General features: G+C 70.0%; 14 protein-coding genes. 6 read left to right on the top strand and 8 right to left on the bottom strand.

Annotated elements, in window-relative coordinates:
* Nucleotides 1-185 (top strand): alpha amylase C-terminal domain-containing protein (locus tag J0695_RS19130; RefSeq protein WP_206963308.1); only part of this gene is annotated, 185 nt, incomplete at its 5' end.
* Here J0695_RS19130 and J0695_RS19125 read toward each other — a convergent pair.
* Together J0695_RS19125 and J0695_RS19120 are read right to left on the bottom strand one after the other, a co-directional pair.
* Nucleotides 172-2403 (bottom strand): HelD family protein, encoded by a 2232-nt coding sequence (locus J0695_RS19125; RefSeq protein ID WP_372445795.1) that lies wholly within the window; start codon nt 2401-2403, stop codon nt 172-174. The two genes, J0695_RS19130 and J0695_RS19125, sit on opposite strands and share 14 nt — an antisense overlap.
* Nucleotides 2404-2540: 137 nt before the next feature.
* Nucleotides 2541-3059, bottom strand: a complete 519-nt coding sequence (locus J0695_RS19120) for an Lrp/AsnC family transcriptional regulator (RefSeq protein WP_206963307.1) — start codon at nt 3057-3059, stop codon at nt 2541-2543.
* Nucleotides 3060-3125: 66 nt separating this feature from the next.
* Between J0695_RS19120 and J0695_RS19115 the strand changes: the two genes are divergently transcribed.
* Nucleotides 3126-4031 (top strand): NAD-dependent epimerase/dehydratase family protein, encoded by a 906-nt coding sequence (locus tag J0695_RS19115; RefSeq protein ID WP_206963306.1) that lies wholly within the window; start codon nt 3126-3128, stop codon nt 4029-4031.
* On the opposite strand, the gene J0695_RS19110 is transcribed toward J0695_RS19115, so the two are convergent.
* Nucleotides 4003-5601 (bottom strand): MFS transporter, encoded by a 1599-nt coding sequence (locus J0695_RS19110; RefSeq protein WP_372445794.1) that lies wholly within the window; start codon nt 5599-5601, stop codon nt 4003-4005. The two genes, J0695_RS19115 and J0695_RS19110, sit on opposite strands and share 29 nt — an antisense overlap.
* Nucleotides 5602-5724: 123 nt before the next feature.
* Here J0695_RS19110 and J0695_RS19105 point away from each other — a divergent pair, with 123 nt between their 5' ends.
* Nucleotides 5725-6336 (top strand): TetR/AcrR family transcriptional regulator, encoded by a 612-nt coding sequence (locus J0695_RS19105; protein WP_307798684.1) that lies wholly within the window; start codon nt 5725-5727, stop codon nt 6334-6336.
* An 84-nt stretch (nt 6337-6420) separates the two neighbouring features.
* Complete coding sequence (locus J0695_RS19100) at nt 6421-7515, top strand: DUF4037 domain-containing protein (RefSeq protein ID WP_206963304.1); 1095 nt, start codon at nt 6421-6423, stop codon at nt 7513-7515.
* Here J0695_RS19100 and J0695_RS19095 read toward each other — a convergent pair.
* From J0695_RS19095 to J0695_RS19080, 4 genes are read right to left on the bottom strand one after another with little or no spacing between them, the layout of a single operon-like run.
* Nucleotides 7493-8125 (bottom strand): hypothetical protein, encoded by a 633-nt coding sequence (locus J0695_RS19095; protein WP_206963303.1) that lies wholly within the window; start codon nt 8123-8125, stop codon nt 7493-7495. The two genes, J0695_RS19100 and J0695_RS19095, sit on opposite strands and share 23 nt — an antisense overlap.
* On the bottom strand, nt 8122-8799 hold the full coding sequence (locus J0695_RS19090) for a hypothetical protein (protein WP_206963302.1): 678 nt from the start codon (nt 8797-8799) through the stop codon (nt 8122-8124). Before J0695_RS19090 ends, J0695_RS19095 begins: the two co-directional genes overlap by 4 nt.
* The gene (locus J0695_RS19085; protein WP_206963301.1) at nt 8796-10085 is read right to left on the bottom strand and encodes a putative T7SS-secreted protein; all 1290 of its coding nucleotides are present in this window, start codon (nt 10083-10085) and stop codon (nt 8796-8798) included. The genes J0695_RS19090 and J0695_RS19085 overlap by 4 nt, the downstream gene beginning before the upstream one ends.
* On the bottom strand, nt 10085-10411 hold the full coding sequence (locus J0695_RS19080) for a DUF6317 family protein (protein WP_206963300.1): 327 nt from the start codon (nt 10409-10411) through the stop codon (nt 10085-10087). The genes J0695_RS19085 and J0695_RS19080 overlap by 1 nt, the downstream gene beginning before the upstream one ends.
* A 79-nt stretch (nt 10412-10490) precedes the next feature.
* Between J0695_RS19080 and J0695_RS19075 the strand changes: the two genes are divergently transcribed.
* A complete protein-coding gene (locus J0695_RS19075) occupies nt 10491-11135 on the top strand; it encodes an HAD family hydrolase (protein WP_206963299.1) in 645 nt (214 codons plus the stop codon).
* 39 nt (nt 11136-11174) lie between these two features.
* The gene (locus tag J0695_RS19070; protein WP_206963298.1) at nt 11175-11906 is read left to right on the top strand and encodes a Clp protease N-terminal domain-containing protein; all 732 of its coding nucleotides are present in this window, start codon (nt 11175-11177) and stop codon (nt 11904-11906) included.
* An 83-nt stretch (nt 11907-11989) separates the two neighbouring features.
* Here J0695_RS19070 and J0695_RS19065 read toward each other — a convergent pair whose 3' ends face one another.
* Nucleotides 11990-13336 carry a cation:dicarboxylate symporter family transporter gene (locus J0695_RS19065; protein WP_206963297.1) on the bottom strand — a complete coding sequence of 449 codons (1347 nt, stop codon included), beginning with the start codon at nt 13334-13336 and terminating at the stop codon, nt 11990-11992.
* Nucleotides 13337-13431: the final 95 nt, after the last annotated feature.

The raw sequence follows: 13431 nt of genomic DNA, 5'->3' as shown, positions 1-13431 counted from the left end.
TGGGCGTCCCCGGCGCCGTCCCCGCCTGGCAGGAGGTCCTCAACACCGACCTGTCGCGCTACGGCGGCAGCGACGTCCGCAACCCCGACCCCCTGAAACCGGAGTCGGTCCCGCACGACGGCCGCCCGTCGAGCATCCAGCTCACCCTGCCGCCCCTGTCGACGATCTGGCTCAGGCCTGTGTGAACCCCCCGAGTCCGTCCGGCAGTTCACCGGTGTGCAGAACACCGAGCCGCTGGGTGGCACGGGTCAGGGCCACGTACAGGTCGCTCGCCGCGAACCGCGCGGGCTCGACGACGAGCACCGTGTCGAACTCCAGGCCCTTGGCCTGGCGCGGCGTGAGGAGGACGACGCGCCGGGTCAGGTCGGGAGCCCGGCCGTGCCCTGCGTCCGGGAGTCCGGTGAGCAGTGCGCCGTGCAGCTCCTCCGGGGCGATCACCACGAGGTGGCCCGACTCGGTGGCTGCCGCCGCGACCGCTTCGGCGACCGCGCGGGGCAGGTCGTCGGTGCGCCGCGCCCAGGGCCGTACACCTGTGGAACGGATCGAGCTCGGCGGCTCGAAGGACGGGTCCTCGCTCCTCAGGAACGCGGCCGCGACGTCCATGATCTCCACCGGCGTACGGTAGTTGACCCCGAGGCGGACATGCTCGTAGCGGTCCTCGACGTACGGCGCGAGGATCGTGTCCCACGCGCCGCAGCCACCCGGCTCGGCTGTCTGGGCCGGGTCGCCCACCAGTGTCATCGACCGGGTGGGGCAGCGCCGCATCAGCAGCCGCCATGCCATCGCGGAGAGCTCCTGCGCCTCGTCCACGATGATGTGGCCGAAGGCCCAGCTCCGGTCGGCGGCCGCGCGCTCGGCGGCGCTGCGGTGGTCGGCCTCCTCGTGGCGCTCGGCCATCCTTTCGGCGTCGATGATGTCGTGCGCGGCCAGCAGTTCGGACTCCTCGTCCTCGAACTCGTACGACTCCGAGCCGTGCGAGAGGTCGAGCACCCCCTGCGCGAAGTCGATCTGCTCCTGCCGTGCGGCCTCGGCGGCGGCCCGTGCCGCCGAGTCGTCGTCGCCGAGAAGCTCGGCCGCCTCGTCGAGAAGCGGAATGTCGGCGACGGTCCACTCGCCGCCCTTGCGCCGGATCGCTTCGATGTCGGTCTCGGGCAGGTGCACCGGGTCGGCGAGATAGTCCTCGAGAAGCTGCTCGGGGGTGAGGTGGGGCCACAACTCCTCGATGGCCGCGTGCACTTCCGAGCTGGCCGCGATGCCCTTGCCGAGCAGGGCGAGGTCGTCGGGGCCGAGGAAGTTCGGGCCGCCGTACGGATCGGCGCCGAGCCTGTCGCCCAGCTGGGTGGTCAGCAGGTCGATGATCCGGAACGCGAAGTGCGGGCGCGCGAGATTGTGCGGGAGCTTCGCGTCCCTGGCCTTGGACCGTGCCTCGTAGGCGATCGTCCAGTCCAGTACGAGCGCGCCGTCGTCGTGCGCGATCTCGATCGGCGCTCCGGGTTCGGGGGTGCGCTGCTGGTCCCGTACGAAGTCGGCGAGCACGTCGGCCATCTCCGGCCGGCCCTTGATCTCGGCGGCCTCCAGGGTGTCGGTGCCCGTCGCGACGACGCCCGGGAACAGCTCGCCGGGGGTCGCGAGGAGGACGCCCGTCTCGCCGAGCGAGGGCAGGACGTCGCCGATGTAGCCGAGGAAGGCCGGGTTCGGGCCGACGATCAGCACGGCGCGCCGGGCCAGCAGCTCCCGCTGGGCGTAGAGGAGGTACGCGGCCCGGTGCAGCGCCACCACGGTCTTGCCGGTGCCGGGCCCGCCCTCGACGACGAGCACGCCCTGGTGGGGTGCGCGGATGATGCGGTCCTGGTCGGCCTGGATCGTCTGCACGATGTCGTGCATGCGACCGGTGCGCGCGGAGTCGAGCGCGGCGAGCAGCACGGCGTCGGCGTCCGCGCCCTCGTAACCGGTGCGCTCGGCGTCCGTGAGGTCGAGGATCTCGTCGTGGAGCGCGGTGACCGTACGGCCGGATGTGGTGATGTGCCGGCGGCGGCGCAGCCCCATGGGCGCATGCCCGGTGGCGAGGTAGAAGGAGCGTGCGACGGGCGCGCGCCAGTCGACGACGAGCGGGGTGCGCTCCGCGTCGGACTCCCTGATTCCGATACGTCCGATGTGGTGGTGAATTCCGCCGACGAGGTCGATACGGCCGAAACAGAGACCGGATTCCACGGAATTCAGGGCGGCGAGCAGACCGGACCGCTCGGCGACGATCACATCCCTCTCCACGCGGGCCTGCTGCCCGCTGCCGACGGCCGCGAACGACCGCTCCACCCCCGCCTCGGCCTGCGCGCGGATCCCGTCCAGGCGCTCGTAGAGCCGTGAGACGTATTGCTGTTCATTCCGCAATTCCTCGGTTGACAATTCAGCTCCTGACGCGATACAGTGCACACATAAGACTTCTTCATGCCTTTCCCATGCGCAAGACATGAAGTGCCCAATATACGCGAAAGAATCCCCCGGACGTCAATTCGTCCGGGGGATTCTTTTGCCGTATGAGGTCAGCGCATGACCGGTGGCAGCGGCTTCTGTCTGACCGGCGACGTCAGCACGATCGAGGTCGTGGTCCGCCCCAGCGCCGACACCTCCTCCAGGATCTCCTCCAGATGCACCGTGTCGGCGACGGCGACCTTGACGATCCAGCAGTCCTCGCCGACCACGTGGTGCACCTCGGTGATCTCGGGACGCTCCATCAGCTCCAGCGTCCTGGGATGCTTGAGGTTGTACCCGCCGTGCGGATTGACCCGGATGAATGCCTCGATCCCGTAGCCGAGACGCCGGGGATCCACCCGCGCCCCGTATCCGGTGATCGCCCCACTCGTCTCCAGCCGGCGCAGCCGCTCGGTGACGGCGGCCGGGCTCAGCCGGACACGCCGGCCCAGCTCGCTCAGTTTGAGGCGGCCCTCGGTCTGGACGAGCTCCAGGAGCTGCCGGTCGACCGCGTCGAACCCTGATGAGGATTCGTTGGCGGCGGGCCGGGAACTCCGCGTTTCTTTCGGTACGGCGACGAGATCTCCCACGTTTCCCCCTTCAGTGCGCGGAGCGCCAACGTAACACTTGTACCCATGGACTCAAGGGGTGCAGAAATGCGAAACGTGCTGGTCATCGGGGGTACCCGCTACTTCGGGAAGCGACTTGTCGCGCTGCTGCTCGCGGCCGGGGACCGGGTGACGGTCCTCAACCGGGGCTCGTCCGCGCCGCCGTCCGGAGCGGAGCAGCTGGTCGCCGACCGCAATGACGAGGCATCGCTCGAAGCGGCTCTCGGCGACCGGACCTTCGACGTCGTGATCGACCAGGTCTGCTACACCCCGGTCCAGGCGGACATCGCCCGCCGGGTCTTCGCGGACCGCACGAGCCGCTATGTGATGACCTCGACGGTTGAGGTGTACGAGTACGAGGACTCCCCGGCCCCCGTCCCCGAGTCGGCGATCGACCCGCGCGAGACCGCGGTCGACCTCGAACTCCCCTGGGGCGACGCGGAATTCCTGGACGCGCACTACGGCGAGGGCAAGCGCCAGGCGGAGGCGGTCTTCGCGTCGGCATCCGGCTTCCCGTACACAGCGGTACGGGTGGCCCATGTCCTGGGCGGCGCCGACGACTTCACGGGCCGCGTCACGCACTACGCGGACCGCATCCGCACGGGCGAGGCGATCGCTGTCCCGCCCCTCAACCACCCGGCGACGTACATCAACGTGGACGAGATCGCCGCGTTCCTGTTCTGGGCGGCGGGCGAGGACTTCACCGGCCCGGTCAACGCCGCCTCGCACGGGCCGCTGACGACCCAGGACATCGTCGCCGCACTCGCTCCTGGCGCCCCGGTGACGTACCGGACCGTGGAGCTGGGCGAGACGTCCCCCTTCGCCTTCGCCCGCTCGTACGGCATGGCCACCACCCGCGCCACCCGCCTCGGCTTCACGTTCTCGCACACCGGGGACTGGCTGACGCGGGCTCTGGCGGAGACGGTCAACCGGCCTGCGACACAGGCGTCTTGACCTCGGCGCTTTCCGCTTTGGCCGCTGCCCGGCGCCGCCGGCCGGGCAGCAGTACGGCCACCAGGACCGTGCCCGCCCCCAGGATCACCGCGCCGATCAGGCTCGTGTGCGCGACCGCGTCAGAGAAGGCGCTGTCCACGGCCCGCACCAGCGCCTGCGCCTGCTGCGGGCCCGCCTGGGCGCCCACCTTCTGCGCGACGACAAGGCCTGCGCCCACCGAGTCCTGCGCCGCGCTCAGCGCGTCGGCGGGCAGTTTGCCGCCCACCGCGTCCGCGAGGTGCGAGGAGTACGAACCGGCCAGCACCGAGCCCAGGATCGCGATCCCCAGCGAGCCGCCCAGCTCCAGGGAGGTGTCGTTGACCGCGCCGCCGACGCCCAGTTCGGACTCGGGGAACGCGCCCATGATCGCGTCCGTGCAGGGCGAGAGCGCGAGGCCGATCGCCAGGCCGAGGATGACGAGCGGGGCGACGAAGACGGAGTACGTGGAGGAGGCGTCGACCTGCGTGAGCAGCGCCAGCGCGACCGTCCCGGCCACCATGCCCGCTGTGACGGTCACCTTCATGCCGAGCCGCGGGGTCAGCAGCCCGGTCAGCGCGGACCCGACGAAGACCGCGCCGGCCAGCGGCAGCATCCGTACCCCCGTCTCCAGGGGCGTGTAACCGAGCACGAACTGCAGATGCTGCGTGAGGTAGTAGAAGGCCCCGAAGACGGCCAGGAAGAAGAGGGCGACGGCGAGGTTCGATCCGGCGAACCCCCGGTCGAGGTAGCGCCGTACGTCCAGGACCGGCCGCGGGCAGCGCAGCTCCCAGACCACGAAGGCCACCAGGCCGACAGCCGCGACGGCCGCGGCGCCGAGCGCCTTCGCGTCCCAGCCGAAGTGCGGGCCCTGGATGATCATGTAGACGAGCGCACCGATCCATACGACGGACAGCAGCCCGCCCACGTAGTCGATCCGCCCGTGGTGATGGGCCTTCGACGGCGGTACGAGGACGAACGCACCGATGATCGCGAGCGCGGCGATCGGCACATTGATCAGGAACGTCGACGCCCACCCGTGGTTCTCCAGGAGCGCCCCCGCGACCAGCGGACCGGCCGCGATGGCGAGTCCTGCGGTCGCCGTCCAGAGCACGATCGCCTTGGCGCGCTCAGCGCGCGGGAAGGTGGCGGCGAGCAGCGAGAGCGTGGCCGGCATGATCATCGCCGCGCCGACGCCCATCACGGCACGTGCGGTGATGACCCCCGCCGAACTCCCGACGAGGGAGCCCGCGACCGCGCCTCCGCCGAAGACGACAAGCCCAAGCACCAGCGCGCCCCGCCGGCTGTACTTGTCGCCGATCGCGCCGAGCAGCAGCATCAGCGCGGCGTACGGAACCGTGTATCCGTCGATCACCCACTGCAGGTCCGAGCTGGTCAGCCCCAGGTCCTTGGTCATGTCCGGAGCCGCGACCGTCAGGGCGGTGTTCGCCATGACGATGATCAGCAGGCTCAGGCAGAGCACTCCCAGCGCCCACCAGCGCCGCGCGTAGGGCCGTTCCATCTCGTCCACCGGTTGCTTCGCCCACAGCGTCACCGCTGCCCACCTCCCATTGACTTGCACACTGCTGTGCAATTACACACTGGTGTGCAAGTTACGCCGATGCACGCCGGTGTGCAAAATGACCAGCACAAAAGGGGACCCGTGCAAAATGGACCTGTGACCTCCGTACGCGCAGACGCCAACCGCCGCCGCATCCTGGACGTGGCGCTCACCGAGCTGCTGCACGACGCGGACGCCTCCATGGACCAGATCGCCCGCGCCGCCGGCGTGGTCCGCCGCACGGTCTACGGCCACTTCCCCAGCCGCGAGGCCCTGATCGCGGCCCTGGTCGACAACGCGGCCGAAGCGGTGACCGACGCCCACACCACGGCGACGGCAGGCATCGACGACCCCGCCGAGGCCCTGACCCGTGCCACCCTCGCGGCCTGGAAGATCGCCGACCGCTACCGCCTGCTGGTCGCACTCGCCCAGCGCAGCGTCACGGTGGAGGGCATCAAGCAACGGCTGACGCCGGTACGCAAGGAGTGCACCGACCTCCTCCAACGCGGCCTGGACGAGGGCGTGTTCACCTCACCCCTGCCGGCCGCGGCCATCGCGTACGTCCATGAGCAGTCGCTCTTCGCCCTGATGGAGGCGGTGAACGACGGCGCCCTCCCGGCGGAGGAAGCGGCAGCGGCAGCCGCCCACACGGCGCTCACCACGGCGGGCGTCCCCGCGGCCAGGGCCGCATCGGTCATCGCCGGGGCGCTGGGCGCCGACACACCGTAGAGCCGTAGAGCCGTAGAGCCGTAGAGCCGTAGAGCCGTAAAAAAGGTGTGGGCTCCGTCGCGCCCACGGTGGCAAGGTGTCCGCGTGCCGATCGACGCGACCTTCCTCCCCGGACTCGAACTCTCCCGCGCCCTCTACGAGGAGGCCGTACGTCCGCTCCTCGCCGCCGCCTGCCCCCGGCTCCCGCACAGCGCGGCGCGCATCGGCTCCGGCTCCGAGGTGCTCGGCTTCGACACCGCACGCTCGGCCGACCACGACTGGGGCCCGCAGCTGCAGCTCTTCCTCCCCGCGGACGCGGTGGCCGCGCAGGGCGACGCGATCCACCGGCTGCTGGCCGAGCGGATGCCGGACGCGGTGCGCGGCTGGCCCACCAGGTACCGGGAGAGCGGCGACCCGGGCGACCCCGTGGGCCATCTCGACTTCACCGGAGAGCCGCTCAGCCACCGGGTGCACCCCGTGGACCCGGCGGCCTGGTTCCGCGAACGGCTCGGCGTCGATCCGACGGCCGGCGAGCTGTCCGTACGGAACTGGCTGGCCGTCCCGCAGCAGGCGCTGGCCGAGGTCACCGGCGGCGCGGTCTTCCACGACGGGCTAGGCGTCCTCGGCCCGGTGCGCGAGCGCCTGGCCTGGTACCCGGACCAGGTCTGGCGCCATCTCCTCGGCTGCCAGTGGCAGAAGCTCTCGCAGGAGGAGGCGTTCGTCGGGCGTACGGCGGAGGTGGGCGACGACCTGGGCTCGGCGGTGGCCGCGGCCCGCCAGGTACGCGAACTGATGCGGCTCGCGCTGCTGCAGGCGCGCCGGTACGCGCCGTACACCAAGTGGCTGGGCAGCGCCTTCGCACGCGACGTACCGGATGCGGCGCGGCTCGGCGCAACGCTGCGCGGGGTGCTCGCGGCGACGACGTACGCCGACCGGGAGAACGAACTCTGCGCCGCGTACGAGGAGTTGGCGCGCCGCCAGAACGCCCTGGGCCTGACGGCCGGCCCCGTAGACCCGACCCGGCGCCCCTACCGCTCCCGCCCCTTCCAGGTCATCCGCGCGGACCGCTTCGCGGACGCCCTGCTGGCGACGGTCGACGACCCGGAGCTCAAGGCGCTGCCGCCCACCGGATCCGTGGACCAGTGGGCGGACAGCACGGACTTCCTGGGCCGGGTGGCTACCAGCGCACCTGGAAGTTGACGAACTGCTGGAGTCCGGCACTGGACGCCTTCTGCCGGCGGTCCTCACCCGCGGCCTCACGGGCGGCGCAGGCCGACGCGTTGTGCCTGAAACCGTCGGGCTGCATGAAGAACAGCTCCCCACTGCCCGGCACGATCGCCAGCCCGCCGAACGCGTCGTCCCCGGCGAACCACACACCGGACTTGGCCCCCTCCGGCCAGCTGCCGCTGTTCGGCCTCATGAACTTCCCGCGCATCAACGGCGAACCGCCCGCGCCCTTCCCGCCCATACGGAGCTGCCTGGCCGTACCCGTGGCCCCCGCGAAGACCTGCTCCGCCGGGGTGCGGAAGACGAGGGGATACGTACGCAGCACGCGGCGGACCCTGAATGCCCAGTTCAGCTCAGGGATCCAGAACTGCCCGGCATAGGCAATCATGAGGAGCCCCACGATGCCCACAGGGATCAGATACCCCTTGTGACCCAGCACCACCACGGCGATAAGCAACACGCCTCCCACCAGATACTTCAAGAACCCTTTCAGCGCATAAACGAATTGATGCCGCGCCGCACCCCGGTAGTCCGTGCCGTCCGTGGCATAGGCGGCCTGTCGCGTGCTCTGCGTACCGGTCATCCGAAATCGCTCCTCATTGCTTCTGCCGTCGGCCCGTCCGCAGCGGGCGTGAAGTCGCCGCCCCCACCGGCCAGTTCGGGGTCGGTGAAGGACAGGGTGCGGGCAACACCCAGCAGAATCCCGCGGTAGTCGTCGGCCAGCCGCACAGAACAGGTCACCAGCTGCACCGCGACCACCGACGACGTCCGGGTATCGGGTACGGCCACCAGTCCCTGCCAGACGGGCTCGTCCTCGCCGCTGGGCGCCATCGCGTTCCGTACGACTTCGCTCAGGAAGCCGGTGCCTGCGGGCAGTTCCACCGGGCGTACGCCGTCGTCACCCCCCTCGGCGAGCATCGCCGCGAGGACCGCCTTGGGGTTCGTCCCCGGCATCGCGACGGTCGAGACGACCAGTGCCGAGAGGGTCAGGCCCCCGTCGCCGTCCGGGTGCATGCCCAGCGCGCAGCCCTGGACCTGCTGCTTGTCGAACATCGCCACCACGCCGGCGTACATCCGGAAGACCTCGTCGGCCTGGGTCCGCTGCTCCTCCGGGAGCTGGAGGATCTGCCGGGCAGTCTCGGCGAGCCCCTCGGCGGTGGGCCGGATGTCCAACTGCCGGTAGCCGTGCGGCAGTCCATACCAGAAGGCCGGCCGCTCGGGCGCCTGCGCCCCGCTGGAGAAATCGAGTGCTGTCACAGCCGGACACCCCTGATCAGTTCACCGATGTCGGTCACCACGTCGGACACCGCGCCGATCCCGCCCTTCGCGGCGGCTGCCGCCTTGGTCGCCTCGGTCGAGTCGTGGCCAGGACCGCCGTCGGGCAGCACACCCATGGTCTCCAGTGACGACCCGACGTTTGCGACCACATTGACGCCGTTGGTCGCGAAGTCCCAAGCTTTGCCGACTCCGGAGCTGGTAGCCGCGTCAAGCACCTTGTACGAGAAGGCGGGTACGACCTCGCTCGTGAACGCACTCGCCTTCGCCCCCACCGAGAGCGCCTCCCCGCCCTCGCGAGCCACGGCAGCGGCCAGCCCGGCTTCACTGCCCGCCCTGGCCAGTGCACCGACCCCGGGCAGCATGCCCAGCGTGTCGCCGCCGACGGACGCCCATGCGGTCAGCCCTTCCTTCCAGCCGTGTTCACCCCACAACGAGTCCCTGAAGTCCTCATTCGCCAGGTTCTTCCCCATGGAGGCCGCGCTCGCGACGACCGCGATCCCCGCGAACAGCGGCGCCAGCGGCGTCGGAAAGAGCGCCAGCAGACCCGCGATGGCACCGATCGTCCCCGCGTGGTCGAGCAGGAACTGCCCGGCCGCCTTGAGCCCGTCCCCGATGGCGCTGAGCGTCTTGGAGAACCACCCCGGCTCCTTGGGCGCCAGCTTGTCGTCGGCCTCGTCGAGCTTGCCCGCGATGATCCCGGCCCGGTCCCCGTGCTGGGTCTCCAGGGTGCGGGCCTTGGTGATCACGTCGTTGTACGCCGTGTTGGCGTTGGTGAGGTGCGTGGCCGCATCGCCCAGCGACTTCTCGGCCGCCCGCAGCCGCGCCGTCGCGGCGTCCGCCTCCTCCTGGCTCGGGTACTGCTTCCCGCCCAGCTGAAGGTCCGGGTTACGGCCCGCCTCGTCGTGCTGCACCTTGGCGTTGTCGGCGGCGGTCTTCTTCTCGCCCGCCTCGCCGTCGTACTTCTGCGCGAGATCCCGGTGCGAGGTGAGGTCCCCGTGCCACGTGCCCAGCCAGGTCGAGGCCTTCTCCAGGGACTGGGCCGCGTTCTTCATGTACGTGGGGAGTTCGCCGTCGAGCGCGTCACGGAAGGCGTTCGCCGCCTCCCCCTCCCAGTGGCTGCTCTCGCCGAGGAGCTTCTCGATCTGCGCGTGCGAACTGCTCAGCGCGCTCGCTGCGGCCTGCACCTTCTGCTGCAGGGCGGAGACTTCGTTGGGCATTCCCGTGACGGGGTTCCAGCCGAGGTTCGGATACGGATTGGCGGCCATCAGCCCTGCCCGCCCCCGCTCGAGTCGATGGTGTTAGCCATCTTGGTGAGGGCGGCCGCCAGATTCTTCTCGAACTCCTCGTAGCTCAGCTTGTTGGACTTCACGCCCTCGCTGATCGCCCCGATCATCTCGCTGAGCTGCTCGGACCCGTACTTCCACTTCTGCTGGAAGGTGTCGCACGCCTCGTCGAGCCGCGGGGTACCTATTTGGTCGGCACGGACATGGGAGAGCGCTTTGCGCGCTTCGTCCAAATCTGTCAGTGATTGCTTCAATGTGTCGATGAACCTGCCCAATTGGTCCGTATCGACCTTGAATTGGTCACCCATGAACAGCCCGCCCTTTCCCCGTACGCATTCCAAGAGATGTTAATGCACACGCAAATCGCGCAACTGAGACGATGGCACCGTGAACACCTCGGCCGGATACGTACTCTTCGATGTCGACGGCACCCTGATCGACGCCCTCGACAACCAGCGCCGCGTCTGGGCAGCCTGGGCGGCACGCCACCACCTCGACCCCGCCGAGGTGTACCGGGTGGCGCTGCGCACCAGACCCTCGGAGACGTTCGCCGCCGTGGCGCCCGCGCTCGACCCCGCCCAGTGCCTCGCCGAGTTCCATGCCCTGGAGGACGAGGACGTCCGCTCCGGTATGTACTCCGCCTTCGATGGCGCCGCCCCGCTCCTGCGCGGCCTGCCCGCCGGATCCTGGGCCCTGGTCACCTCCAACTACGAGCACCGCGTCCGCGGCCGCTTCTCCCGTACGGGACTCCCCCTGCCCGAGGTGATCGTGGACGCCGCCGGGGTGAGCGAGGGGAAGCCGTCGCCGGTGCCGTACCTGCTGGCCGCCGAGCGACTGGGGGCCGCACCCGGGAACTGCCTCGTCGTCGAGGACGCGCCTTCGGGGGTGGAGGCGGGGCTCCGGGCCGGCATGACCGTGTGGGGCGTGAACACGCCGCTCCCGGTCGAGGGCGTGCACCGGCACTTCGCATCGCTGCGGGAGGCGGCGCCCTCGATCCTCGCGTATGCAACCGCGCAGTCAATCGTCAACTAAGGGTTGACGGTCCAGCGACCGTCAACCTAAGGTTGACGCATGGCGAATCCAGTCCGTCCGACGCCCCCCGTCCGCCTCGACGACCTGATCGAGGCCATCAAAAAGGTCCACCCCGACGCCCTCGACCAGCTCTCCGACGCCGTCATCGCCGCCGATCACCTCGGCGACGTCGCCGACCACCTCATCGGCCACTTCGTGGACCAGGCCCGCCGCTCCGGCGCCTCCTGGACCGACATCGGCAGGAGCATGGGGGTCACCAAACAGGCCGCCCAGAAGCGTTTCGTGCCGAAGGACCTCAAGGACCCGGCCGCCGCCGCCCTCGACCCCAGCGCGGGCTTCGGCCGGTTCACTCCGCGCGCCCGCAACGTCGTCATGGCCGCGCACAACGAGGCCAAGGCGGCCGGCCAGGCCGAGATGGTCCCCGCGCATCTCGTCCTCGGGCTGCTGATCGAGCCCGAGGGCCTCGCGGCGGTCGCGATCCGCGCGCAGGGGGTGCAGCTCGACGCCGTACGGGAGGCTGCGAGCGCCCAGCTGCCGCCCGCGGTCGAGGAGGTGCCCGAGCTCATTCCGTACGACGCGTCCGCGAAGAAGGCCCTGGAGCTCACCTTCCGGGAGGCCCTGCGCCTGGGGCACAACTACATCGGGACCGAGCACATCCTGCTCGCCCTGCTGGAGCTGGAGGACGGCACGGGTCCGCTGTCCGGACTCGGCATCGAGAAGAGCGCGATCGAGGCGCACCTCGTGGAGCTCCTCGCGCAGTTCCAGGGCTGAGCCCCCGACGCAGGAAACGACGCACGGGCGGTACGGGAGGATCCTCCCGTACCGCCCGTCGCGCAATGCGACCACCCAAGCCGTCAGGCCCGCTCCTCCGCCAACTCCTTGTCACCGGGCCGCTGTTCGGGCACCACCGGCACATCGTCCGTCAGCATCTTCTCGTCGAACGGCCGCCGGCCCGCCAGGACCTCCTCGACCTGTTCCTTGTCGATCTCCTTGGTCCACGTCCCGACCAGCACCGTGGCCACCGCGTTCCCCGCGAAGTTCGTCATCGCGCGCGCCTCGCTCATGAAGCGGTCGATGCCCACGATCAGCCCGACCCCGTCGACCAGTTCAGGACGGTGCGACTGGAGTCCGCCCGCCAGGGTCGCCAGGCCCGCGCCCGTCACGCCTGCCGCGCCCTTCGACGCGACGAACATGAACAGCAGCAGGGAGATCTGCTCGCCGCCGCTCATCGGCTTGTCCAGCGCGTTGGCCACGAAGATCGAGGCCATCGTCAGATAGATCATCGTGCCGTCGAGGTTGAACGAGTAGCCGGTCGGCACCGTGATCCCGGCCACCGGCCTGCTCACCCCCAGGTGTTCCATCTTCGCGATCAGTCGCGGCAGCGCCGACTCCGACGACGAGGTGGAGAGGATCAGCAGGAACTCACGGCCCAGATACTTCAGCAGCCGGAAGATGTTGATCCCCGTGAACAGCTTCAACAGCGCGCCCAGCACCACGAAGACGAACAGCGCACAGGTGATGTAGAAGCCGACCATGATCACGGCGAGCGCCTTCAGCGCATCGACGCCGGTCTCACCGACCACCGCCGCCATCGCCCCGAAGGCTCCCAGCGGTGCCGCCCACATGATCATGGAGAGGATGCGGAAGACCAGCCGCTGGATGTGCTCGACGCCCTTGAGCACGGGCGCGCCCACCGGCCCCAGCGCCTGCAGCGCGAACCCCGCGAGGAGCGCGATCAGCAGGGTCTGCAGCACCTGGCCCTCGGTGAAGGCGGAGACCATCGTGGTCGGGATGATCCCGAGCAGGAATTCCACGGTCGACTCGCTCGCGCCCGCGGCCTGCTTGGCCCCCGCACTCCGCGCCGCCTCCGTCAGATGCAGCCCGGCCCCCGGCTCCAGCAGATTGCCGACCAGCAGACCGATCGCGAGGGCCACCACCGACATGATCATGAAGTAGCCGAGCGCGAGCCCGCCCACGGCCCCGACCTTCGCCGCCTTGCGAACCGATCCGACGCCCAGCACGATCGTGCAGAAGATGATCGGCGAGATCATCATCTTGATCAGGTTCACGAACCCGGTGCCGATCGGCTTGAGTTCGACGGCCACCCCGGGGGCGGCGAACCCCACGATGATGCCGAGCACGACCGCGCCGATCACGGCCAGATACAGATAGTGCGTCCGGTCCCGCCTGGTGGGGGCCACGTTGCCCTCCCTCTCGTCTGCTGCTCCACGTCCCGATGGATCCCCGCGACTATCCACCGGGCTGTGACCCCCGTCACCCTTCCGTGCATTACGTT

The organism is Streptomyces beijiangensis (assembly GCF_017315755.1).
In the GTDB taxonomy this organism is placed as follows: domain Bacteria; phylum Actinomycetota; class Actinomycetes; order Streptomycetales; family Streptomycetaceae; genus Streptomyces; species Streptomyces beijiangensis.
This window is presented reverse-complemented; position numbering and strand designations above follow the sequence as displayed.

Coding starts and splice junctions, on each gene's coding strand:
- J0695_RS19115 (WP_206963306.1), top strand. CDS start 3,126: ATGCGAAACGTGCTGGTCATCGGGGGTACCCGCTACTTCGGGAAGCGA.
- J0695_RS19095 (WP_206963303.1), bottom strand. CDS start 8,125: ATGACCGGTACGCAGAGCACGCGACAGGCCGCCTATGCCACGGACGGC.
- J0695_RS19085 (WP_206963301.1), bottom strand. CDS start 10,085: ATGGCCGCCAATCCGTATCCGAACCTCGGCTGGAACCCCGTCACGGGA.
- J0695_RS19080 (WP_206963300.1), bottom strand. CDS start 10,411: ATGGGTGACCAATTCAAGGTCGATACGGACCAATTGGGCAGGTTCATC.
- J0695_RS19070 (WP_206963298.1), top strand. CDS start 11,175: ATGGCGAATCCAGTCCGTCCGACGCCCCCCGTCCGCCTCGACGACCTG.